We start from the raw sequence: 22990 nt of genomic DNA on the forward strand, positions 1-22990 counted from the left end.
ATGTCGGTAGGCGGTTCGTTGGATCAGCAATGGGCGCGGGTGAGCGGTCGGCTCAAGGACGAGGTCGGTGAGACGGCCTACCGGAGCTGGCTGAAGCCGCTCATCGTCAGCGAGCTGAAGGGCGGCGAGGTTCGCATCACCGTGCCGACCCGGTTCATGCGCGACTGGGTGCTGACCCACTACGCGGACCGGATCCGCGCCCTGTGGTCCGGCGAGAATCCGCGGGTCCAGTCGGTGGACATCGTCGTGGCGCCCAGCCGGCTGGATGTCGGCGCCTCCGCCAACGACGACATGGGGAGCGACCTGTCCGTCCCGATTCCCTCCGACGAGGTCGAGGAGGAGCGGCCGACCTCCGGTGCCCAGCTCGGGCTGGACGGCCGGGACGAGCATTTCGCCCACCTGGACCCGCGCTTCACCTTCGAGAATTTCGTCGTCGGCAAGCCGAACGAGCTGGCTCACGCCGCCGCCCGGCGGGTCACCGACGCCGCGACCGTCACCTTCAACCCGCTGTTCCTCTATGGCGGGGTCGGCCTCGGCAAGACCCACCTGATGCACGCCATCGCCTGGCAGATCCGCAAGAAGGACCCCAACCGCCGGGTGCTGTACCTGTCGGCCGAGAAGTTCATGTACCAGTTCATCCGGGCGCTCCGCTTCAAGGACACCATGGCCTTCAAGGAGCAGTTCCGGTCGGTCGACGTGCTGATGATCGACGACGTACAGTTCATCAGCGGCAAGGACAGCACCCAGGAGGAGTTCTTCCACACCTTCAACGCCCTGGTCGACCAGAACCGCCAGGTCGTGATCTCCGCCGACAAGTCGCCGTCCGACCTGGAGGGGATGGAGGAGCGCCTGCGCTCCCGCCTCGGCTGGGGGCTGGTCGCCGACATACACCCGACCACCTACGAGCTGCGGCTCGGCATCCTCCAGGCCAAGGCCGAGTCGATGAACGTCCAGATCAACTCCAAGGTCCTGGAGTTCCTGGCCCACAAGATCACCTCCAACGTCCGCGAGCTGGAAGGGGCGCTGAACCGCATCGTCGCCCACGCCGAGCTGGTCGGCCGGGCGATCACGCTGGAATCGACCCAGGAGGTCCTGCACGACCTGCTCCGGGCCAACGACCGCCGCGTCACCATCGACGAGATCCAGAAGAAGGTGGCGGAGCATTACAACATCCGCCTCGCCGACATGCATTCGGCCCGGCGCGCCCGCGCCGTCGCCCGGCCCCGGCAGGTCGCCATGTACCTGGCCAAGCAGCTCACCGCCCGCTCCCTGCCGGAGATCGGCCGCAAGTTCGGCGGCCGCGACCACACCACCGTGATGCACGCCGTCCGCAAGGTGGAGGAGCTGAGGACCTCCGACCAGAGCTTCGCCGAGGACGTGGAGCTTCTGCGCCGCATGCTTGAGGGCTGAGCGGCCCCCGGCGCCCTTTCCGGGCGCCGCTTCCGGCCCCCGGCGCCCTTTCCGGGCGCCGCATCCGGCCCGAGAATTCCGTTCGGAAATCGTTAGCTTTTCGCACGCGTGTGCTATAGTCGGCGCCCGTTTCGCGGCACCCGGCGGGGTGCGCGCGGCAGCGGCCACACCTGTCGGAACCGGCTAAAGCCCCTCGAGACCAGCGGATCAGCATGAAAATCACGATCGAACGAGCCGCCCTCCTCCGCTCCCTCGGGCATGTTCAAAGCGTGGTGGAACGCCGGAACACCATTCCCATCCTGTCCAACGTCATGCTGAAGGCCGAGAACGGCGAACTGGCCCTGACCGCGACCGACATGGACCTGGAAATCGTCGAATCCGTTCCCGCCGACATCGCCCAGCCGGGATCGACCACGGCGCCGGCCCACACCCTGTACGACATCGTCCGCAAGCTGCCCGACGGCAGCCAGGTGGAGCTGGACAGCTCCGGTGACAACGGGCTGCTGACGCTGCGGTCGGGCCGCTCCAACTTCAAGCTGGGCTGCCTGCCGGTCGAGGACTTCCCCCAGATGTCCGGCGGCGACATGGCCCACCGTTTCACCCTCGCCGCCTCCGACCTGCGGAACCTGGTGGACCGCACCCGCTTCGCGATCTCCACGGAGGAGACCCGCTACTACCTCAACGGCATCTACCTGCACGCCACCAAGTCCCGCGCCGGCGAGGCGGAGATGCCGGTGCTGCGCGCGGTCGCGACCGACGGCCACCGGCTGGCCCGGGTCGAGATCCCGCTGCCCGACGGGGCGTCCGGCATTCCCGGCGTGATCGTGCCGCGCAAGACCGTGCTGGAGATCCGCAAGCTGATCGACGAGGCAGCCGACCGGATCGAGGTCAGCCTGTCCGAGACCAAGGTCCGCTTCGGCTTCGACTCCGTGACGGTGACTTCCAAGCTGATCGACGGCACCTTCCCCGACTACGAGCGGGTGATCCCGACCGGCAACGACAAGGTGCTGGAGGTGGACAGCCGGGTCTTCGCCAGCGCCGTGGACCGGGTCGCGACGATCTCGACCGAGAAGAGCCGGGCGGTCAAGCTCAGCATCGACCGGGGCAACCTGACCCTGTCGGCGACCAGCCCCGAGGCCGGCAGCGCCACCGAGGAGCTGGAGGTCAGTTATGACAGCTCCCCCCTCGAAATCGGCTTCAACTCTCGCTATCTATTGGACATCACTCAGCAGATCGAGGGTGACGGCGCCCGCTTCACCATGGCCGACGCCGCGTCGCCCACGATCGTCCGGGATGTGGCCGACAGTTCGGCCCTGTATGTTCTGATGCCGATGCGCGTTTGACGCGCGGCCGCGCGGGAAGCGCGGCCCTCGCGGCGTGGCCGGGTACGGATACGGGTCCGGGCGGCGCCGCGGGTATGGCTGGAGTTTCGATGCCGCCAGTTCCGATGCCGCCAGTCCCCATGTCGTCAGGCCCGATGGCCTTGCGCGACGCGCCCGCCCCCAGGCTGGCGGTCACGCGCCTGACCCTGACCCAGTTCCGCTGCTATGACGGCGCGCGGCTCAACGCCGACGCGCGCCCGGTCGTGCTGACGGGGCCGAACGGCGCCGGCAAGACCAACCTGCTGGAAGCCGTCAGCTTCCTGTCGCCCGGCCGCGGCCTGCGCCGCGCCCGCCTGGCCGACGTGGAGCGGATCGGGGCGCCCGGCGGCAGCGGCTGGGCGGTCGCGGCCCGGGTCGAGACGCCGTTCGGCCCGGTCGATATCGGCACCGGCCGGGACGGCGCCGCCGACGGCGCGTCGGAACGCCGCCTCGTCCGGATCGACGGCCATCCCGTGCGCGGCCAGGTGGCCCTTGCTGAGCATGTCGCGCTGACCTGGCTGACGCCCCAGATGGACCGCCTGTTCGTCGAGGGGTCGAGCGGCCGCCGCCGCTTCCTGGACCGTCTGGTGTTCGGCTTCGACCCCGCCCATGCCGGGCGGCTCAGCCGTTACGAGCACGCGCTGCGCGAGCGCGGGCGCCTGCTGCGCGACGGGCGCGGCGACGACGCCTGGCTGTCCGCGCTGGAGGACGAGATGGCGACCTCCGGCGTCGCGGTCGCCGCCGCCCGGCGCGACATGGTGGCGCGGCTCCAGCAGGCCTGCGAGCAGGCGACCGGCCCGTTCCCGCGCGCCGACCTCGCGGTCTCCGGCACGGTGGAGGACTGGCTGGCCGACCAGCCGGCCCTGGCGGCCGAGGACGCGCTGCGCCGCCGGCTCTCCGAGTCCCGCCGCCACGATGGCTCCGGGAACGCGGGGGAGGGCGGCACCGCGGGTCCCCACCGCAGCGACCTCGCGGTCCGCCACCGCGGCAAGGACATGCCGGCCGAGTTCTGCTCGACCGGCGAGCAGAAGGCCCTGCTGATCGCCATCGTCCTGGCCAACGCCCGGCTGATGGCGGCGGAGCGCGGCCAGCCGCCCCTGATGCTGCTGGACGAGGTGGCGGCCCACCTGGACGCCGACCGGCGCAGCGCCCTGTTCGGCGAGATCCTGGATCTCGGCGCCCAGGCCTGGCTGACCGGCACCGACGCCGGCATCTTCGCCGAGCTGGGCGACCGGGCCAGCTTCTTCCGCGTGGAGGACGCCCATGTCCATCCGGCCTGACGCTCCGCCGGCCGTCCCGGCCCCCCGATTCTCCGCCGTGGGGATTAATCCCCCGGCATGTACCCCGAAACTCTGATAGTATCGACCGATGGCACAGGAAGCTTTCAAGACACCCGACTCCGCACCGCAGGAATACGGCGCCCACTCCATCAAGGTCTTGAAGGGGCTGGACGCGGTGCGGAAGCGCCCTGGCATGTATATCGGCGACACCGATGACGGCTCGGGCCTCCACCACATGGTCTACGAGGTGGTGGACAACGCGATCGACGAGTCGTTGGCGGGATACTGCGACAAGGTGGAGGTGGTGCTCAACGCCGACGGATCGGTCACGGTCCGCGACAACGGCCGCGGCATCCCCGTGGACATGCACGAGGAGGAGGGGGTTTCGGCGGCCGAGGTCATCATGACCCAGCTCCACGCCGGCGGCAAGTTCGACCAGAACTCCTACAAGGTGTCCGGCGGCCTGCACGGCGTCGGCGTCTCCGTCGTCAACGCCCTGTCCGAGCTGCTGACGCTGCGCATCTGGCGCGCCGGCCGGATCTGGGAGATGGATTTCCGCCACGGCGACCGGGTCGAGCCGCTGAGGGACGCGGGCGAGGCCCCCCTGGTGGACGGCAAGCCGCTGACCGGCACCGAGGTCACGTTCCTGCCGGCCAAGTCCACCTTCACCAAGGTGGAGTTCGATTTCGGCACGCTGGAGCACCGGCTGCGCGAGCTGGCCTTCCTCAATTCCGGCGTCTATCTCCAGCTCGCCGACGCCCGCGGGGTCGAGCCCAAGGTGGTCGACCTGCATTACGAGGGCGGGCTGGAAGCCTTCGTCCAGTACCTGGACCGGTCCAAGGCGGCGCTGCACAAGCCGGCGATCGCCTTGTCCGCCGTCCGCCCCAGCGAGCTGGGCGGCGAGATCACGGTGGAGGCGGCGCTCCAGTGGAACGACAGCTATCACGAGACGATGCTGTGCTTCACCAACAACATCCCGCAGCGTGACGGCGGCACCCACCTGGCCGGCTTCCGCGCCGCGCTGACCCGCACGATCAACGCCTACGCCACCGAATCCGGCATCGCCAAGAAGGAAAAGGTCACCCTGACCGGCGACGACATGCGCGAGGGACTGACCTGCGTGCTGTCGGTCAAGGTGCCGGACCCCAAGTTCTCCAGCCAGACCAAGGACAAGCTGGTCTCGTCCGAGGTCCGCCCCGTGGTCGAGTCGGCGATCTCCGAGGCGCTCGCCACCTGGTTCGAGGAGCACCCGAACGAGGCCAAGCGCATCACCGCCAAGGTGGTGGAGGCCGCCGCCGCCCGCGAGGCCGCCCGCAAGGCGCGCGAGCTGACCCGGCGCAAGGGCGTCCTGGACATCACCTCGCTGCCGGGCAAGCTGGCCGACTGCCAGGAGCGCGACCCCGCGCTGTCCGAGCTGTTCATCGTCGAGGGCGACTCGGCGGGCGGCTCGGCCAAGCAGGGCCGCTCGCGCCAGTACCAGGCGATCCTGCCGCTCCGCGGCAAGATCCTGAACGTGGAGCGGGCGCGCTTCGACAAGATGCTCGGCTCGGCGGAGATCGGCACGCTGATCGCGGCGCTGGGCACCGGCATCGGCCGGGAGGAGTTCGACGTCGCCAAGACGCGCTACCACAAGATCATCATCATGACCGACGCCGATGTGGACGGCTCCCACATCCGCACGCTGCTGCTGACCTTCTTCTACCGCCAGATGCCCCAGGTGATCGAGCAGGGCTACCTGTACATCGCCCAGCCGCCGCTCTACCGGATCAAGCGCGGCAACGCGCGGGAGCGGTACCTGAAGGACGACAAGGCGCTGGAGGATTACCTGACCGACGAGGGCATCGACGACGTGATCTTCAGCCCGTCGTCCGACGGCGTCATGGTCGTCGGCGAGCGCCTGAAGGCCCTGGTCGAGCAGGCCCGCGCCGCGCGCGGCCCGCTGGAGACGGTGACCCGCAAGGCCGGCAGCCTGCGCGTGGTCGAGCAGGCGGCCATCGCGGGCGCCTACGACCTAGCGATCCTCAACGACCCGGACCGCGCCGCCGCGCTGGCGACGGAGATCGCGACGCGCCTCAACACCCTGTCCGACAGCGACGGCATGACCGGCGGCGGCTGGCAGGGCAGCGCCAACCAGGACGCCCTGGTGATCTCCCGCACCCGGCGCGGCGTGACCCACCGCCACGTTTTCGACCGCGACCTGCTGAAGAGCGTCGAGGCCCGCACCCTCAACACCATGGCCGCCTCGCTCAAGGCCAACTACGCCGCCATCGGCCGCCTGACCCACAAGGACAAGGAACTCCGCCCGATCACCGGCCCCCTGGCCCTGCTCGACGCGATCATGGAGCTGGGCCGCCACGGCGTGACCATCCAGCGCTACAAGGGCCTGGGCGAGATGAACCCCGAGCAGCTCTGGGAAACCACCCTCGACCCGACCAAGCGCTCCCTGCTCCAGGTCAAGGTCAACCACGCCGACGAGGCCGAGGAGGTCTTCAGCACCCTGATGGGCGACATCGTGGAGCCGAGGCGCGAGTTCATCCAGGACAACGCGCTGAAGGTCGCGAACCTGGACGTGTAGGGCGCGTATCCGAGCGGGGGAACCAATCCCTGGGAGTCCGGTTCCAGGATTCGGATTGCAGAGTCCGTATCCAACCACAGGGGGACCGTGACGATGACCAAGGTCACCGGGAACACCGGCCAAACTCCGGAGACTGCCTGACCGGATCTTGATCCGGATCAAGTTTCCCGGCGGAGTGGCCGCGTATACTCGGAACGAGGCAACCGGAAGTCCGACTCCTGGCGACACTGGCGAGGCATTCAAGGATGCGACGCGGCATCGGCAAGATCGTGAGAACCCTGGTGGCGTGCCTGCTGATGCTGGCACTGCCCGGGGCTTCCCCCGTGCCGGACGCCGCGTTCGCCGATCACCTCCGGCACGGCTGCGAGCATGCGGCCGACCTCGCCGCCGGAGCCCTTCCTTCCGAAACCGGCGGGGATGACTGCGCCGGCACGACCGGCGCCGGCTTCAAATGCCGGATCGGTTTCCAGTGCATGACGGTGGCCGGCGGCCTTCCCGCATCCTTTTCCCTGCCCCTGGTCGGCCCGCCCGCCGGTTCGGAACTGCCGCCGGCCGCCGCATTGCTGGACGGCATAGATCCGGCTCCCGTTCTTCATCCTCCCAGGCCGGTCGTCTGACCGATCCGGAACGCCGGCTTGCCCGGCGTCGCCTGCACCACGCGTTCGCCCGCCGTCCCTTCACGACGGCGGCATGGTTCCGATGGAGGAAACGATGAAGACCTTTACCCGCATGACGCTCCCCGTTCTCGCGCTGCTGGCCTCGGCGGCCTTCGCCCAGGCCCAGCCGCAATCCCCGATGCAGGCCCCGATGCAATCCCGGGCGGACGACCACCAGGCCCACCATCCCGCCGGCCAGACCGCGCAGGCGCAGCCCGATGCGGCTCCGATGCAGCAGCCGGGCGCCGGCATGGGGATGCGGGGCATGGGCGGCCAACAAGGCATGCCCATGCAAGGAATGCCCATGGGCGGCCAGGGCGGCATGATGATGGATTGCCCGATGATGCGCTCCGGCCAGGGCGGCGCCTCCGCGGGCATGCCCATGATGCAGGGCATGGGCCAAGGCATGATGGGCGGAATGGGCCAGGGCATGATGGGAAACATGGGCCAGGGCATGGGCATGCCCTTCGAGCATGCCGAGGGCCGCATCGCCTTCCTGAAGGCCGAGATCGGCATCACCGACGCGCAGCAGAACGCCTGGAACGCCTTCGCCGACGCGATGCGCCGCAACGCGGAGACGCACCGGGCCATGCATCGGCAGATGATGGGCGCGGAAGCCGCAGCCGCCTCGGACTGGCAGGAGCGTCTCGATCGGCGGGCCCGGATGATGACCGCCCGCGCCGAGGCCATGACCGCCCTGAACGCCGCCGCCGGGCCGCTGTTCTCCGCCTTGTCGGAAGACCAGCGGCAGAAGGCCGAGAGGTTGCTTTCCGGCCCCATGGGCATGATGTGATGACGGCGGCGGCTCAAGTCGCCTGAAATCGATCGGCCTGAAATCGATCCGCCTGAAACCAGGCCGCCAGAACCACTCGGGGGCGCCCGCACCGCGCACGGGCGCCCCGCTCCAGGAGACATCATGAAGACCAGGAAGACCCTGCTCGCCGCCCTGACCGGCGCCCTCGCGATCGGCGCCGCCGCCTTCGCGGCCATGCCCGCCCACGCCGACCCGGCCGCCGCCGGCCAGGAGGTGGAAGTCTGGAAATCCCCCAGCTGCGGCTGCTGCGGCGGCTGGGTGAAGCACATGCAGGCCGCCGGCTTCACCGTGAAGGTCCACGACATCGAGGACGTGCAGCCGGTCAAGACGGCCAGCGGCGTCCCCGACGCGCTGGGCTCCTGCCACACCGCCAAGGTCGGCGGCTACGTGGTCGAGGGCCACGTCCCCGCGAAGGACGTCCTGCGCCTGCTCGCGGAGAAGCCGAAGGCGACGGGGCTGTCCGCCCCCGGAATGCCGGCGGACGCGCCCGGCATGGATATGGGGACCGGCCAGCCCTACGACGTGATCCTGTTCGACGCCGGCGGCGGCGCCAAGGTCTACGCGCGGCACTGATCCCGGCCCGGCGGCCCCCCGGCGGCCCCCGGCGGGCCGGTGATAACGCACGAGGAAACGGAGGACCGGCATGGCCGATCCGCATCCCGCAGGCAACCACCACGGCCACCAAGGCAGCCACCACCACGGCCATCCCCATCCGGACGACGGCAAGCCGACGGCGAAGGACCCCGTCTGCGGCATGACCGTGGACCCGGCCACGTCCCGGCACCGCGCCGAACATGGCGGGCGGACCCTGCATTTCTGCTCGGCCGCCTGCCATGACAGGTTCGTCGCCGATCCCGACCGCTACCTGAACCCCGCCGACAAGCCGCCGGAGCCGGCCGGGCAGGGCGTCATCTACACCTGCCCGATGCACCCCGAGATCCGCCAGGAGGGTCCGGGCACCTGTCCCATCTGCGGCATGGCGCTGGAGCCGGTCGGCGGCGGGGCCGAGGACGGGCCCAACCCCGAACTCGCCGACATGACCCGGCGTTTCCGGATCGGCGCCATCCTGACCGTCCCCCTGTTCATCCTGGAAATGGCGGCGCACATCCCCGGCATGGGGCTCCATGGCATCCTGCCGCCCCGCGTCTCCCTCTGGATCCAGTTCCTGCTGGCCACGCCGGTCGTCCTGTGGGCGGGATGGCCGCTGCTGGAGCGCGGCTGGCGCTCCTTCGCCACCCGCCGCCTCAACATGTTCTCGCTGATCGCGCTCGGCGTGGGCGCCGCCTACCTGTTCAGCCTCGTCGCCACGTTCCTGCCGGGCCTCTTCCCGGCCGGGTTCCGCAACGCGGAGGGACTGGTCGCGGTCTATTACGAGGCGGCGGCCGTCATCACCGTCCTGGTGCTGCTGGGGCAGGTCCTGGAACTCCGCGCGCGGGAACGGACCGGCGGCGCCATCAAGGCCCTGTTGAACCTGGCGCCCAAGACCGCCCGGCGCATCCGCGACGGCGGCGAGGACGAGGAGGTCCCGCTCGACCGCGTGCAGGTCGGCGACCGCCTGCGGGTCAGGCCCGGCGAGAGCGTTCCCGTGGACGGCACGGTGCTCGACGGGCGCGGCGCCGTGGACGAGTCCATGGTGACCGGCGAGTCCATGCCCGTGGAGAAGGCGCCCGGGACCAAGGTCATCGGCGGCACCCTCAACCAGACCGGCGCGCTGGTCGTGCGGGCGGACGGGGTCGGCTCCGACACGATGCTGTCGCGCATCGTCGCCATGGTCGCGGAGGCCCAGCGCAGCCGGGCCCCCATCCAGCGGCTCGCAGACATCGTGTCCGCCTGGTTCGTGCCCTCCGTCATCGTCGTGGCCGTGCTGGCCTTCGCCGCCTGGATGGCCTTGGGGCCGTCCCCCGCCTTCGCCTATGCCCTCATCGCCGCCGTCTCGGTCCTCATCATCGCGTGCCCCTGCGCCCTGGGGCTGGCGACGCCGATGTCCATCATGGTCGGCGTCGGCAAGGGGGCGACCGCGGGCGTGCTGATCAAGAACGCGGAGGCGCTGGAGCGCTTCGAGAAGGTGGACACGCTGGTCGTGGACAAGACCGGCACCCTGACCGAGGGCCGGCCCCGCGTCGTCGCCGTGGTCCCTGCGCCCGGCTTCGACGAAACTTCCGTCCTGTCGCTGGCCGCGGGACTGGAGCGGTCGAGCGAGCATCCGCTGGCGGCGGCCATCGTCTCCGCCGCCCGGGACAGGGGCCTGGAATCCCCCGACGTGACCGGCTTCGGGTCGGTGACCGGCAAGGGCGTTTCCGGAAATGTCGGCGGGCGGAACGTCTCGCTGGGCAACGCCGCGATGATGCGGGACCAGGGCATCGCCCTGGGCGACCTGGAAAGCCGCGCCGACGCGCTGCGGCGGGACGGCGCAACGGCGCTGTTCGCGTCGATCGACGGCAGGCCCGGCGGCGTGATCGCCGTCGCCGATCCCGTCAAGGCCAGCACGCCCGAGGCGCTCGCCAGGCTGCGCGAGGACGGCATCCGCATCGTCATGCTGACCGGCGACAACCGGACCACCGCCGAAGCCGTGGCCCGGACCCTCGGCATCTCCGACATCGAGGCGGAGGTCCTGCCCCAGGACAAGAACCAGGTCGTGAAACGCCTCAAGGCCCAAGGCCGCGTGGTCGCCATGGCGGGCGACGGCGTCAACGACGCCCCGGCCCTGGCGGAGGCCGATGTGGGGATCGCCATGGGCACCGGGACCGACGTCGCCATCCAGAGCGCCGGCGTGACCCTGGTGAAGGGCGATCTGGCGGGTATCGCCCGGGCTCGGACGCTCAGCCGGGCCACCATGTCCAACATCCGCCAGAACCTCGTCCTGGCCTTCGTCTACAACGCGCTGGGTGTCCCCGTCGCCGCCGGCCTGTTCTATCCGCTGTTCGGCTGGACCCTCAGCCCGATCATCGCCGCCGCCGCGATGGCGCTCAGCTCCGTCAGCGTGATCGGCAACGCCCTGCGCCTCAGGACGCTCCGCCTGTGAAGGACGATCCTCAGGAACGATGGTCCGCCCCCGCGCGGCTGCCGTCCGGAGATGCCTGCTTCACGGCCAAGGCGTCCCTCATGCGGCGCTTGCAATTCCTGGCTCGGCTACCCTACTGTGAATTCTGCCAAAATATGTGACATGCGATGCGAGACCACCGGAACCGCTTTGCGCTACCCCTCATGGGCCTCGACAACGTGCTTCGATCGTACGGGGGTGCGGTTGCGCCTCCTGTCGTGATTCCCAGGCGCCATGGTGACGTGGTTGCACAAGTGGTTGAGCGGATCATTGACGAAGCCGGCGTCGCCAGGGCGCGGCGCATCCTCGATGCCGCCGCCAGGGCGGAGCGCGGCGGCGCCAACGTCACTTGGCTGACAGGCATGTCCAAGGAGGAGCGGCGCGAACGCCTCTTCGGCAAGATGCCGCGTTCCTGAGTTCAGCTGAAATTTCGCGGCCCACCCGACTCTCCCTTCGGTATATCGAAGCGAAACCGAAGATCGTCGGAATCGTGGGCGATCATCTCGATGTCAAGGTATCGCTTTCCTCACGCCAGCAAGCCGATCTGGAACTGCTGATCGACCTGATCGAGTCAGGGGTTGCCGTTCCCGATCGCTTCTACCGCCCCAGCATGGATCGCCGGGGTGACGACATGCTCGTCAAGGGCAAGGTGATGCACCTGCATCTGGATGGCCCATCGAATGCACTGGTGTATTTGATCCAGTACGACGATGCCGTGCTCATCATCGAAGTGAATTCACATATTCACCTGCACGACAAACCGGAGGGCAAGAAGTTCCGCGCCGACCTTATCGGCAGAGCCGAACGGAATCTTCACAAGGTTCTTCAGGCCGGACCCGCTTCATTCCCTGCCGGCGGTCGAGGCAGGAAATCTCGGACGTGAAGCCTGTCCCGGCCCTCGACTGGCCACTCTTTCCGCGATGCCGGTTATCCCATCCCGCTCTTGCGGATATCGAGGCCGACCGTTCCGACGCCAAGCCGCCCCGCTGACGCTCCCGCACCCATCACCCGCGCCCTTCCGCCGCACCCTGCAAGATCACGGTACCGAATCCCGCACCGGCCTGTTCCTTCCGCTGAACCCGTCGAGCAACGGACCGGGCATCGAAGAACGCATCGAACGCGAGGGCTGCCATGAGCTGGTCAATCCCCATCGGGACCGTCAAGGGCACGGTCATCCGGATCCACGTCACCTTCCTGCTTTTCCTCGTCTGGATCGGCGCGATGCACTACGCCCAGGGCGGCGGGCCGGCGGCGCTGGAAGGAATCGTCTTCATCGTGCTGCTGTTCGCCTGCGTGCTGCTGCACGAGTTCGGGCACGTCTTCGCGGCCCGGCGCTACGGGGTACAGACACCGGACATCACCCTGCTGCCGATCGGCGGCGTGGCGCGGCTGGAGCGCATCCCCGAGAAGCCGTCCCAGGAACTGGTGATCGCGCTGGCCGGGCCGGCCGTCAACGTCGTGATCGCCGCCGCCCTCTACGTGGCGCTCCTGGCCGGCGGGTTCCCGCTGTCGGTCGGCCTGCCTGCCGACGGGTCGGAGGTACAGAACCCCGGCGTCAGCATGCTGGCCCGGCTCGCCTGGGTTAACGTTTTCCTGGTGCTGTTCAATCTGATCCCCGCGTTCCCCATGGACGGCGGCCGGGTCCTGCGGGCCTTCCTGGCCCAGCGCATGGGCTATGGGCGCGGCACCGCGGTGGCCGCCACGATCGGGCAGGGCGTCGCCTTCGTGTTCGGCCTGCTGGGCCTGTTCGGCAATCCCCTGCTGCTGTTCATCGCGCTGTTCGTCTATCTCGCCGCCTCGTCGGAAGCCCATGCCGTGCAGATCCGCGAGGTCTCGCGCGGGGTCATGGCCGGCGACGCCATGATCACCCGGTTCGAAAGCCTGTCCCCCGGCAGCGTCGTCGAGGACGCCGTGCAGTGCCTGATCCACACCACCCAGCACGAGTTCCCCGTCGTGGACGGCTCCGGCCGCCTGCGCGGGGTGCTGACCCGCGACGACATGATCCGCGCGTTGCGGGACCGCGGCCCCGACACCCCCGTGCTGGAGGTGATGCGCACCGACATCCCGGTGATCGGCCAGCGCCAGAACCTGGAGGAGGCCCTGCGCCTGATGCAGGAAAACCGTCTCCCCGCCGTCGGCATCAACGACGGCGCCGGCCGTCTGGTCGGTCTGATCACCCCTGAGAATGTCGGCGAGATGATGATGATCGAGTCCGCGCGGCCCAAGGGCGGCCCCCGCGCTCCGCAGGCATCGGCACCGCTCCCCGGCCGGTGAAAAGGCTTGCGGAGGGGCGGCGTCCCGCCGCCCAAGGTGCGCGGGACGCGCACCCTCCCAAGGATCATGCCTGCCGATACTAAGATTGAATTCCTGAACAAAAAAGGATAAAACACCTAAAACCTACCCCGTCCGGAGAGCCGCGCCATGCCCGAAGTCATCCCCAAGCTCCCCCACCGCCGTGAAGCCTTCGCCCGCCACGTCGCGGCCGGCCGCAGCCTGGCGGAGGCGGCGCGGCTCTCCGGCTACGCCCATGACAGCGCGCGCCAGACCGGCTCGCGCCTGATGAAGGAGGGGGAGGTCGCCGCCCGGGTGGCCCAGCTCGCCGCCGAGGAGGACCGCCGCCAGCGGGAGGAGACCGACGAGCTTGTCGGCATCCTCAAGCGCGTGATGCTCGACGCGGTGGATCGCCACCGCCACTCCGCGGCCCTGCGCGCCGTGGATCAGATCGCCCGGTTCCGCGGCCTCGCCGTCGCCAAGCCGGCGGCGCGCGGGTCCGCCGCCCGTGCCGGGGATGGCGACGCCCCCGCCTCCAACGAGGAATCCGACGGCCCCCCCGGCGACGTCGATAATTTCAGCAACATCCTGTTCGACCCGCCGATGCCGCCGGAATCCATCCCTCCGGTCGAGGCCGCCCCCGTCCCCCCGGACCCGAAGAAGGAGGAGAGCAAGGCCCGCGAGGCGAAGGCGGAGCGGCGGTCCCTTTGCCGGGACCTGATCGTGAGGCACCATCCCCAATTGATCCCGCGCGTCCGGGACGGTGCGGAGCCCGAAGCGTTCTTCGACGCGGAATACCGGCTGCTGCCGGCCGACCGGTGGCCCGAGGATCGCCTTCGGCTGCGCGAACCGGCCCCGGCCTCCCCGGCTTCGGCTTCGGCTTCCGCCCCGGCCCAGGCGTCCCCGGCCCCAGCCCCGGCTTCCCGGGCTCCGGCCTCCCCGGCCCGGGGCCGATGATGACGAATCATGACATTCTCCGCCCCGGAACGGCGCCGCCCTCGAACGGCCCGGACCGCGCCCCTGTTGAGCGGCATCCCTTCAGCGGGTACCTTGTCATGCCGTCCGGATCGGCGGCATTCGCCGACATGAACCGCCGATCCGGACGGCAAGGATGACAAGCTCCCGGCCGTGGCGGCGCGGCGCGGGGCATGCCATGGACAGGCCGCCAGGAAGGGACATGCCTTGACCACCGACATCAACGATCGGGTGCTGCTCGATATCGCGGGGGGCGTCGCGACGCTGACGCTCAACCGGCCGGGCGCGCTCAACGCCCTCGACACCAAGCTTGCCGAAGGGCTGTCGGCCGGGTTGTCGCGCTGCGAGGAGGACGACGCGATCCGCGCGGTGGTGATCCGCGGCGCCGGCGACAATTTCATGGCCGGCGGCGACATCAAGATGTTCTCGGCCCTGCTGGCCGAGCCGAACGGCGCCCGGCGCAGCTATTTCGAGCGCCTGATCCATCAGGTCCACGAATCCATCGTCATCCTGCGGCGCATGCCCAAGCCGGTCGTCGCCAGCGTGCGCGGCGCCGCCGCCGGCTTCGGCGTCAGCCTCGTGCTGGCCTGCGACCTCGCCATCGCCGCCGACGACGCCGTCTTCACGCTGGCCTACTGCCATATCGGCGTCAGCCCGGACGGCGGTTCGACCTTCCACCTGGCCCGCGCAGTCGGCATGAAGAAGGCGATGGAGATCGCGCTGCTGGGCGACCGGTTCAGCGCCACCGACGCCGAAAGCCTTGGCCTGATCAACCGCGCCGTCACCTCCGCCAACCTGGAGGACGAGACCGCCAAGCTCGCCAACCGGCTCGCGGCCGGACCGACCGCGGCCTATGGGCGGACCAAGCAACTGCTCAACGCGTCGCTCAACACGACCCTGGAAACCCAGCTCCAGGCCGAGGCCGAGCGGTTCGCCGCCAGCGCCGCGACCTCCGACTTCGCGGAGGGCGTCACCGCCTTCCTGGAGAAGCGCAAGCCCTCTTTCACCGGCAAATAATCACAAGAACCAGTCGCACCGCGATTCTGTCCCGCGATCCTGACCCGCGATTTCGGAGGAAACGACCATGGCTCCCGCCGGCACCGGCACCCTATCGGGCAAGACCCTGTTCATCACCGGCGCCAGCCGCGGCATCGGCAAGGCCATAGCCCTGCGCGCGGCGCGCGACGGCGCCAACATCGTCATCGCCGCCAAGACGACCGAGGCCCACCCCAAGCTTCCCGGCACCATCCACAGCGCGGCGGAGGAGATCGAGGCCGCCGGCGGCCGGGCGCTGGCCGTCCAGGTCGATATCCGCGACGAGGCCCAGATCGCCGCCGGGGTCGCCCGCGCGGTCGAGACGTTCGGCGGGATCGATATCCTGGTCAACAATGCCAGCGCCATCAGCCTGACCGGCACCCTGGAAACGCCGATGAAGCGCTTCGACCTGATGATGGGCGTCAATGCGCGCGGCACTTTCGCCACGTCGCAGGCCTGCATCCCGCATCTCCGCGAGGCCGCCAACCCCCATGTCCTGATGCTGTCGCCGCCGCTCGCGATGAATCCCAAGTGGTTCAAGGACCACACGGCCTACACCATGGCGAAGTACGGCATGAGCATGTGCGTCCTGGGCATGAGCGCCGAGTTCCGCGACGCCGGCATCGCCGTCAATGCCCTGTGGCCGCGCACCCTGATCGCGACCGCGGCCCTCGCCATGATCCCCGGCGTCGATCCGGGCACCGGCCGCAAGCCGGAGATCGTCGCCGACGCGGCCCATGCGATCCTGTGCCGCGACAGCCGGGGCTGCACCGGCAACTTCTTCATCGACGACGAGGTGCTGGGCGGGGAGGGTGTCACCGACTTCACCCCCTATGCCGTCGATCCGTCGAAACCCCTGATGTCCGACCTTTTCCTGGACTGATCCGGGAACAAATAGGACGACAGGGAGGAAGAAACGAATGAAACCATTCAAGACCATCCGGGCCGCCTGCGTCGCGGCCGCCGCCGGTACCGCCATCGCCGCCGCGATCATCACCGCCGCCATGCCGGCCCAGGCCGTCGAGGTGACCATCGGCTATCTCGGTCGCCAGGAACCGCCGCGCGAGCCGCTGTCCTTCGTCGAGCCGATCCTGGAGGACGAGGGCATCCAGGGCGCCCAGCTCGGACTGAAGGACAACGCCACGACCGGGCGGCTGCTCGGCCAGGAGTTCAAGCTGGACGAGGTGATCGTGCCGGAGGACGGCGACCCCGCCGCCGCCGCGCGCGAGATGCTGGGGCGCGGCGTCCGGCTGATCGTCTCCGACCTGCCGGCCCAGGCCCTGCTCGCCATAGCCGACCTGCCGGAAGCCGGCGGCGCCCTGATCCTCAACGCCCGGGCGCGGGACGACAGCCTGCGCCGCGACCAGTGCCGGGCCAACGTCCTGCACACCATCCCCAGCCGGGCCATGCTGGCCGACGCCCTCGGCCAGTACCTGGTGTTCAAGCGCTGGACCCGCTGGTTCCTGGTCGAGGGGCCGGGCGAGGGCGACAAGAAGCTGGCCGAGGCGATCCGCAGGACCGCCAAGCGCTATAACACCCGCATCGTGGTGGACAAGCCCTGGACCTTCGAAACCGGCAACCGCCGCACCGACAGCGGCGCCGTCAACGAGCGCGACGCGATCCAGGGGTTCACCCAGGTGGACGACTACGACATCCTGATCGTCGCCGACGAGGGGGACCAGTTCGGCGAATATCTGGTTCACCGCACCGCCCGCCCGCGCCCGGTCGCCGGGACCCAGGGGCTGGTGCCCACCGCCTGGTCCAGGGTGACGGAGAACTGGGGCGCCACCCAGCTCCAGCGCCGGTTCGAACGTCAGGCCGGCCGCAGCATGACCGAGCGCGACCACACCGCCTGGCTGGCGGTCCGCACCATCGGCGAGGCCGCGACCCGGACCAACTCGGCCGATCCCAAGACGATCGAGGGCTTCATCCGCAGCCCCGACTTCGCGCTGGGCGGCTTCAAGGGCCAGCCGCTCAGCTTCCGCCCCTGGGACGGCCAGATGCGCCAGCCGATCCTGCTGGTCAACCCGCGCATGCTGGTTTCCGTCTCCCCGCAGGAAGGCTTCCTGCACCAGGTGACGGAGCTGGACAGCCTGGGCGACGACCGGCCGGAAACCCAGTGCCGGTTCTGACCTGAAGCCCTAAAACCTGTAGGTCGGCCTTCGCCCGTCAGGGCGAACGCCGACACCCCTCGCCGACGCTCCGGCAGTGGCGTCGGCGTCGGCCTTCGGCCGAGGCCGACCTACGGCGACCTGCCTCCGATGACCTGTCTATCTCCCGCTCAGGACCGCCGTTCCCCCGTCCCGGCGATCACGCGGCGGTCGTCCTGGCGCCGCGTGAAGCCGTCGGCGTCCAGGTGTTCCAGCAGCGGGATGCTGAATTTCCGCGAGATGCCGAGCAGCCGGCCCAGGTCGGCGACTAAAAAGCCGCCGGCCCGGTCGGCAAGGTGGATCCCCATGATCCGCTTCGCCTTGGCGACCGCGTCGCGGTGGAACAGGATGTCGCGCTTCTGCACCCGGTCGGTGGTCCGGACCAGCGTCCCGGTGCGGATCAGATAGCGGACCGCCTGGAACCGGGCCTTGTCCGACCCGACCACGGCGGCGATGTCCGGCGGCGTCAACCCGCCCTCCCGGAAGGGCGCCTCGACATCCTCGATGGCGCTCCGGTCCCGCTCCGACAGCAGCGCCGCCGGATCGAAGTCCCGGTGGCGCAGCCGCCCCCCGTCGTTGACCAGGACGCCCCGGCGGACCAGCCCGGCGGCCATGGTGGCGGCCATGGTGGTGGATGTGCCTTCCAGCCGCTCCCGCGGCAGCCCCGGCTCCGTCGGATGGCGGCGGTGATGCTCCTCGACCAGCGCCAGGACGCGGCATTCCAGGTCACGCCGTACCTCCGTCAGGATTGCGGCATCCTCGCCCAGAAGCTCCGCCCCCGCGGCGGGCAGGATGGCGCCCAGCATTTCACGTGAAACCGCCAGCAGCCGGCACAGCTCCGCGACCGCGCAGCCGTCGGCGCCGGCGGCCCGCAGCCGCGCCGCGACCACGGCGGCGGGCGGCCCGGATGCCAGCACGCGCAGGAAGTCCAGCGTGGCGGCATCGTGGCGCCGGCGCCGGCGGGACGCCGGGTCGAGGATCCGCCCGCCGCCGACCGTGGCCGGCGGCGACGGCGTCCGGATGATGAAGGGCTCGCCGGCCGGCACCGCCACCGCTTCGCCGGCCTGGAGCTGGACCGCCGCGCTGTCTCCCGGCTCCAGCCGGTCCCGGTCCAGCAGCCGCACCCGCGCCGATGTCTCCGTCGTGCCGACCAGCAGCCGGACCACCGTCCCGCTCCGAAGATCCCGGCCGGCGGAGGGCAGCAGCCGTAACTCCGCGTCGAGCCAGGCGGAAGGCACCAGCAGGCCCGGCGTCGCCAGCGCATCCCCGCGCGCCAGGTCGGACCGCTCGACCCCGCGCAGGTTGACGGCGGTGCGCCGGCCGGCCCCGGCGGCCTCGACCGCCCGGCCATGGACCTGAAGGCCGCGGACCCGCACGCTCCGCCCGCCCGGCAGGATTTCCACCGCGTCGCCGACCCGCAGCGCGCCGCGCCGGAGCGTGCCCGTCGCGACCGTCCCGAAACCGGCCACCGCGAAGACCCGGTCGGCCGGCAGGAAGAAGACTCCGGCATCCGCCCCGGTCGCGGACTCGCGGGGCAGGGTGCCCAGCGCCTCGCGCAACCGGTCCAGGCCCGCTCCGGTCACGGCGGAGGTTCCGACCGCCGTGACCTCCGCGATGCCGGCGGCCCGCGCCAGCTCGCAGGCGGCCCGTCCGGCGGCTTCGGCCCGTGCGGTATCCACCAGGTCGCACTTGGCGACCGCGACGATGCCCCGCTTCACGCCGATCAGTCCGGCGATCTCCACATGCTCCACGGTCTGCGGCTTGATCCCCTCGTTCGCCGCGACCACCAGGAGCACCGCGTCGATCCCGGTGGCGCCGGAGATCATGGTGCGGACGAAGCGCTCGTGGCCGGGCATGTCGATCAGGCCGATCTCTCCGCCCGGCACCGCCAGATGGGCGAAACCCAGGGCGATGGAGATGCCGCGCCGCTTCTCCTCCTCCAGCCGGTCGGTGTCGATCCCGGTCAGCGCCTTGACCAGGGAGGTCTTGCCGTGGTCCACATGGCCGATCACGCCGACCAGCGCGCTCCTCATGGCGCCGCTCCCCGGACCGTTTCCCGGATCGCCCCCCGGATCGCCCCCCGGATCGCCGCCGCGATCTCCGGCAGGTCGGCATCCGCCAGCGTCCGCACATCCAGGACAAAGCGGTCCGCGGCGATCCTGCCGACCACCGCAGGCCGGTGCAGCCTCAGCCGCCGCGCCAGTTCCGCCGTGCCCAGCCCCGCCGCCCGGATCGTCACCAGCCTGGTCGGCACCGCCGTCTCCGGAAGGGAGCCGCCGCCGGAATAGCTCTTGCCCTCCGCCCCCGCGACCTCCAGTCCGTCGATGCCGGCCAGCAGTTCCGCCAAGCGGCCGGCCCGCTCCTCCAGCTGGGGCAGCGGCGCCGCCAGCATGGCCAGGACCGGCACAGAAGCCACCACCCGGGCAGGGTCCAGGTACAGCCTCAGCGTCGCCTCCAGGGCCGCCAGCGACAGCTTGTCGATCCGGACCGCCCGCAGCAGCGGATGCTTCTTTAACTGGACAATCAGGTCGCGACGGCCTACTATGATGCCAGCCTGCGGACCCCCTAGCAACTTGTCCGCGCTGAACATCACCAGATCGACGCCGAATGCGACGCTTTCCCCCACGGTCGGTTCGTGGGGCAGCCCGATGGCGCGCAGGTCGAACAGGGTGCCGCTTCCCAGATCCTCCATCACGACTAGCCCGCGCCGCCGGCCCAGGTCCGCCAGATCGGCAAGGGCGGGCGCGCTGGTGAAGCCGACGATGCGGTAATTGCTCTGGTGGACCTTCAGGATCACCCGGGTCTCCGGCGTGATCGCCGCCTCGTAGTCGGATGTCCGGGTCTTGTTGGTGGTGCCGACCTCGACCAGCCGGGCGCCCCCCTGGCGGATCACGTCGGGTACCCGGAAGGAACCGCCGATCTCCACCAACTCGGAGCGGGAGACCAGGGCCTCGCCCCCCTGGGCGACGGCGCTCAGCGCCAGCAGCACGGCGGCGGCATTGTTGTTGACCACCAGGGCCGCCTCCGCCCCGGTCAGCCGGCACAGCAGGCCGGTGACCGCCGCGTAGCGCGATCCCCTGGCGCCGCTCTCCAGGTCGAATTCAAGGTTCGCATAGCCGGCGGCGACCTCCGCGATGGCCGCCACGGCCGGCTCCGCCAGGGGCGCGCGGCCCAGGTTGGTGTGGATGACGATGCCGGTGCCATTGATCACCCGGCGCAGCCGGTCATGGCGCAAGGGTTCCAGCGCCGCCCGGACCGAGTCGAAGAAGCCGGCCGCGGGGAAGGTATCGAAGGACAAGGCTCCGTCCAGCACGGCGCGGCGCAGCGCGTCGAGCGCGCCGCGGACCGCCTCGACGACCAGGGCGCGCGGGAACTCCGCCATGAGGGCGGCGGCCTCGGCGCTCTCCAGCAGCTTCTGGACCTGGGGCAGTGCGCGGAGCGTGGCTGGGGCGATGGGGGACGGAGCGACATGCATGATCTCGGATGTGGAGGCTGGCGTCCCGGTACCCAGCCCATCCAAACGTCCTACCCCGGGCGGAAAGCGTCCTGCTGCGCAGCGTCAATTCGCCGCTTGTGCCCAGTCATGCCGGGTCTAACGTGATCCTGAAATAGAACGGGACGGACAGAGATGTCTTTCCAAGTCATGTGGGAGACAGGGCATGGCAATCATCACGTTTTCATCGCCGACGTTGCATCGCGATGTCACTGTTTATGCGACCGCCGGTGATACAAAGACAGTTCTGTCCTTGGCGGAGAAGAACGATCTCAGGATTCCCCATGATTGCCGCGAGGGCGACTGCGGGTCGTGCCTGATCGAAGTGAAGTATCTGGCCGGCAAGCCGAAGATGGCGATCGACCTGACCGAGAAGGAGAAATCCACCCTTCAGTCGCTCGGACGCATCACCGCCGCCCAGATCGAGGACGCCGAGGTCAACCATGTGGCTCCGCCGTTCCGGCTGGCCTGCCAGTTCATCGCCCGGGACGAGGACATGGTCATCACCTTCACCGGCGAGCCGGGCGGCGCCGACTGACGTCGAAGAGAGGCGGCCCCCGTCCCGGGCGGGGTCGCCCTCTCTCCCGGCCCACCCAATTCCGAAAGGGGTATCCACTTAATCTTCGTAACGGAATAAACAAAATTGCATAAAATATTCCCATACTCCAGCCGAGGGCTTTGGGATGGGATTGGTTACGAAGATGCTGGAGAGGGCCGCTCCCACGCAGGCGTCGGCCGCCGCCTCCCGCCCCCTGTCCGCGAGGCTGAGCCTGGCGATCTGGATCGTCGTGATGTCCATACTCTGGGTGCTGGTCGCGGCCGGCGTCAGCGCCCTGCTCGGCATAGAATTCTAATTGCGAACTCTAGCCACGAATTTCAGCCGCTCGCGTCGCGATTCCTGGACCGTCGCCTGTTCTTCACGGATGGTGACCGACCCTCAACATCCGAGTTCCGGGGCCCTGGATTGCAGCGAACCAACCTGACGCAGGATACCATCCATCTGCCGGACGGCCGGCGGCTGGGCTACGCCGAGTATGGCGATCCCGAAGCACCTCCCGTCATCTATTGCCACGGCTTCCCCAGCTGCCGGCTGGAACCGGGCATGGTCGAGATCTCGGGCATCCGGCTCGTGGCGCTGGACCGCCCGGGCTATGGCCTGTCCGATCCCAAACCGGGCCGCCGGCTGGTGGACTGGCCGGCCGACGTGGCCGCCGCCGCCGATGCCCTCGGGATCGAACGTTTCGCGGTGGCCGGCGTCTCGGGCGGGGCGCCCTATGCCGCCGCCTGCGCGGCGCTGCTCCGCGGCCGTGTCACGGGACTGGCGCTGATCTGCGGCATAGCGCCGCCGAACATGGGATGGGAAGCCGGCGGCGCCGCGGCGCAGCTGATGATCCTCGACCGGCTGCCCGGCTCGGCGGCGCTGGCCGCCGCCCTGGGGCGCCGCCTCGTCCTCGGCCTTCGGTCGGCCTCGCTGCTGCGGACGCTGCTTCGGTTCGGACGGCTGCCGGATGCCGACCGCCGCGTCCTGGCCGGCCGGGTCGGCATCCATGTGCTGGACAGCTTCCGGGAAGCGCTGCGGAACGGCCCGCAGGGCGCCCTCGACGACGCGCGCATCTTCGCCCAGCCCTGGGATTTCACGGTGGAGGACATCTCGGTGCCGACGGTGATCTGGCACGGCGACTTGGACAATCAGGTACCCGTGGCGGCGGCCGAAGTGTACGCAAGGCTGATTTCCCACGCGCAACTGTGTATCAAAGATGGCGAAGGTCATTTTTCACTGGTCGTTCAATATAACCGCAAGATCATCACCTCTCTTTTTGCCATTGCGGAAAGGTACGTGCTGACCGATGTTACATCTGCGGCTCGCACATTTCCGCCTGCGGGAGGATGAGCCGGAAAAACCCGTCTGGTTTCTCAACGACAGAACAAG

At 69.7% G+C, this 22990-nt stretch carries 20 protein-coding genes; 18 read left to right on the plus strand and 2 right to left on the minus strand.

Features of this window, described 5'->3' with window-relative positions; genetic code table 11:
- The 15 genes from dnaA (at position 1) to JL100_RS00075 (ending at position 17549) form a co-directional block, all read left to right on the plus strand.
- Entirely contained in the window at positions 1–1410 is a 1410-nt protein-coding gene (gene dnaA / locus JL100_RS00005) for a chromosomal replication initiator protein DnaA (RefSeq protein ID WP_202680977.1), read from the plus strand.
- A gap of 212 nt (positions 1411–1622) precedes the next feature.
- On the plus strand, positions 1623–2753 hold the full coding sequence (dnaN, locus tag JL100_RS00010; RefSeq protein WP_202680978.1) for a DNA polymerase III subunit beta: 1131 nt from the start codon (positions 1623–1625) through the stop codon (positions 2751–2753).
- 119 nt (positions 2754–2872) lie between these two features.
- Complete coding sequence (gene recF, locus JL100_RS00015; RefSeq protein WP_202681202.1) at positions 2873–4051, plus strand: DNA replication/repair protein RecF; 1179 nt, start codon at positions 2873–2875, stop codon at positions 4049–4051.
- Between the two features lie 88 nt (positions 4052–4139).
- Positions 4140–6626 carry a DNA topoisomerase (ATP-hydrolyzing) subunit B gene (gene gyrB, locus JL100_RS00020; RefSeq protein WP_202680979.1) on the plus strand — a complete coding sequence of 829 codons (2487 nt, stop codon included), beginning with the start codon at positions 4140–4142 and terminating at the stop codon, positions 6624–6626.
- 245 nt (positions 6627–6871) lie between these two features.
- Positions 6872–7243 (plus strand): hypothetical protein, encoded by a 372-nt coding sequence (locus JL100_RS00025; RefSeq protein ID WP_202680980.1) that lies wholly within the window; start codon positions 6872–6874, stop codon positions 7241–7243.
- Between the two features lie 94 nt (positions 7244–7337).
- Positions 7338–8075, plus strand: coding sequence for a Spy/CpxP family protein refolding chaperone (locus tag JL100_RS00030; RefSeq protein ID WP_202680981.1), 738 nt, complete (start codon positions 7338–7340; stop codon positions 8073–8075).
- A gap of 123 nt (positions 8076–8198) precedes the next feature.
- On the plus strand, positions 8199–8669 hold the full coding sequence (locus tag JL100_RS00035; protein WP_202680982.1) for a DUF411 domain-containing protein: 471 nt from the start codon (positions 8199–8201) through the stop codon (positions 8667–8669).
- Positions 8670–8739: 70 nt separating this feature from the next.
- A complete protein-coding gene (locus tag JL100_RS00040; protein WP_202680983.1) occupies positions 8740–11118 on the plus strand; it encodes a heavy metal translocating P-type ATPase in 2379 nt (792 codons plus the stop codon).
- A gap of 272 nt (positions 11119–11390) precedes the next feature.
- A complete protein-coding gene (locus tag JL100_RS00045) occupies positions 11391–11552 on the plus strand; it encodes a hypothetical protein (RefSeq protein ID WP_202680984.1) in 162 nt (53 codons plus the stop codon).
- 74 nt (positions 11553–11626) lie between these two features.
- Positions 11627–12019, plus strand: a complete 393-nt coding sequence (locus JL100_RS00050; protein WP_202680985.1) for a hypothetical protein — start codon at positions 11627–11629, stop codon at positions 12017–12019.
- A gap of 248 nt (positions 12020–12267) precedes the next feature.
- The gene (locus JL100_RS00055) at positions 12268–13410 is read left to right on the plus strand and encodes a site-2 protease family protein (RefSeq protein ID WP_202680986.1); all 1143 of its coding nucleotides are present in this window, start codon (positions 12268–12270) and stop codon (positions 13408–13410) included.
- A 147-nt stretch (positions 13411–13557) separates the two neighbouring features.
- Positions 13558–14364 (plus strand): terminase small subunit, encoded by an 807-nt coding sequence (locus JL100_RS00060; RefSeq protein WP_202680987.1) that lies wholly within the window; start codon positions 13558–13560, stop codon positions 14362–14364.
- 225 nt (positions 14365–14589) lie between these two features.
- Positions 14590–15399, plus strand: coding sequence for an enoyl-CoA hydratase/isomerase family protein (locus JL100_RS00065; protein ID WP_202680988.1), 810 nt, complete (start codon positions 14590–14592; stop codon positions 15397–15399).
- Between the two features lie 67 nt (positions 15400–15466).
- The gene (locus JL100_RS00070) at positions 15467–16300 is read left to right on the plus strand and encodes an SDR family oxidoreductase (protein WP_202680989.1); all 834 of its coding nucleotides are present in this window, start codon (positions 15467–15469) and stop codon (positions 16298–16300) included.
- A 37-nt stretch (positions 16301–16337) separates the two neighbouring features.
- Complete coding sequence (locus JL100_RS00075; RefSeq protein WP_202680990.1) at positions 16338–17549, plus strand: ABC transporter substrate-binding protein; 1212 nt, start codon at positions 16338–16340, stop codon at positions 17547–17549.
- A gap of 149 nt (positions 17550–17698) precedes the next feature.
- On the opposite strand, the gene selB is transcribed toward JL100_RS00075, so the two are convergent.
- Together selB and selA are read right to left on the minus strand one after the other, a co-directional pair.
- Positions 17699–19600, minus strand: coding sequence for a selenocysteine-specific translation elongation factor (gene selB / locus JL100_RS00080; RefSeq protein ID WP_202680991.1), 1902 nt, complete (start codon positions 19598–19600; stop codon positions 17699–17701).
- Positions 19597–21042 carry an L-seryl-tRNA(Sec) selenium transferase gene (gene selA / locus JL100_RS00085; RefSeq protein WP_202680992.1) on the minus strand — a complete coding sequence of 482 codons (1446 nt, stop codon included), beginning with the start codon at positions 21040–21042 and terminating at the stop codon, positions 19597–19599. Before selA ends, selB begins: the two co-directional genes overlap by 4 nt.
- A 271-nt stretch (positions 21043–21313) precedes the next feature.
- Between selA and JL100_RS00090 the strand changes: the two genes are divergently transcribed.
- The 3 genes from JL100_RS00090 to JL100_RS00100 all read left to right on the plus strand — a co-directional run bounded on the left by JL100_RS00090 (position 21314) and on the right by JL100_RS00100 (position 22951).
- Positions 21314–21598 (plus strand): 2Fe-2S iron-sulfur cluster-binding protein, encoded by a 285-nt coding sequence (locus JL100_RS00090; protein WP_407696932.1) that lies wholly within the window; start codon positions 21314–21316, stop codon positions 21596–21598.
- 145 nt (positions 21599–21743) lie between these two features.
- Positions 21744–21914: a hypothetical protein gene (locus JL100_RS00095; RefSeq protein ID WP_202680994.1), complete on the plus strand. Its 171-nt coding sequence runs from the start codon at positions 21744–21746 to the stop codon at positions 21912–21914.
- Positions 21915–22024: 110 nt separating this feature from the next.
- Positions 22025–22951 carry an alpha/beta fold hydrolase gene (locus tag JL100_RS00100; RefSeq protein ID WP_202680995.1) on the plus strand — a complete coding sequence of 309 codons (927 nt, stop codon included), beginning with the start codon at positions 22025–22027 and terminating at the stop codon, positions 22949–22951.
- The last annotated feature ends 39 nt before the right edge of the window (positions 22952–22990 follow it).

It is taken from the genome of Skermanella mucosa (assembly GCF_016765655.2).
Lineage (GTDB): Bacteria > Pseudomonadota > Alphaproteobacteria > Azospirillales > Azospirillaceae > Skermanella > Skermanella mucosa.

Bases quoted from the DNA above. Each gene is read 5' to 3' on its own strand.
- JL100_RS00070 (WP_202680989.1), top strand. From the start codon at position 15,467: ATGGCTCCCGCCGGCACCGGCACCCTATCGGGCAAGACCCTGTTCATC.
- gyrB (WP_202680979.1), top strand. From the start codon at position 4,140: ATGGCACAGGAAGCTTTCAAGACACCCGACTCCGCACCGCAGGAATAC.
- JL100_RS00095 (WP_202680994.1), top strand. From the start codon at position 21,744: ATGGGATTGGTTACGAAGATGCTGGAGAGGGCCGCTCCCACGCAGGCG.
- recF (WP_202681202.1), top strand. From the start codon at position 2,873: ATGTCGTCAGGCCCGATGGCCTTGCGCGACGCGCCCGCCCCCAGGCTG.
- JL100_RS00025 (WP_202680980.1), top strand. From the start codon at position 6,872: ATGCGACGCGGCATCGGCAAGATCGTGAGAACCCTGGTGGCGTGCCTG.
- JL100_RS00075 (WP_202680990.1), top strand. From the start codon at position 16,338: ATGAAACCATTCAAGACCATCCGGGCCGCCTGCGTCGCGGCCGCCGCC.
- selA (WP_202680992.1), bottom strand. From the start codon at position 21,042: ATGCATGTCGCTCCGTCCCCCATCGCCCCAGCCACGCTCCGCGCACTG.
- dnaA (WP_202680977.1), top strand. From the start codon at position 1: ATGTCGGTAGGCGGTTCGTTGGATCAGCAATGGGCGCGGGTGAGCGGT.
- JL100_RS00035 (WP_202680982.1), top strand. From the start codon at position 8,199: ATGAAGACCAGGAAGACCCTGCTCGCCGCCCTGACCGGCGCCCTCGCG.
- JL100_RS00055 (WP_202680986.1), top strand. From the start codon at position 12,268: ATGAGCTGGTCAATCCCCATCGGGACCGTCAAGGGCACGGTCATCCGG.
- JL100_RS00060 (WP_202680987.1), top strand. From the start codon at position 13,558: ATGCCCGAAGTCATCCCCAAGCTCCCCCACCGCCGTGAAGCCTTCGCC.
- selB (WP_202680991.1), bottom strand. From the start codon at position 19,600: ATGAGGAGCGCGCTGGTCGGCGTGATCGGCCATGTGGACCACGGCAAG.
- JL100_RS00040 (WP_202680983.1), top strand. From the start codon at position 8,740: ATGGCCGATCCGCATCCCGCAGGCAACCACCACGGCCACCAAGGCAGC.
- dnaN (WP_202680978.1), top strand. From the start codon at position 1,623: ATGAAAATCACGATCGAACGAGCCGCCCTCCTCCGCTCCCTCGGGCAT.
- JL100_RS00030 (WP_202680981.1), top strand. From the start codon at position 7,338: ATGAAGACCTTTACCCGCATGACGCTCCCCGTTCTCGCGCTGCTGGCC.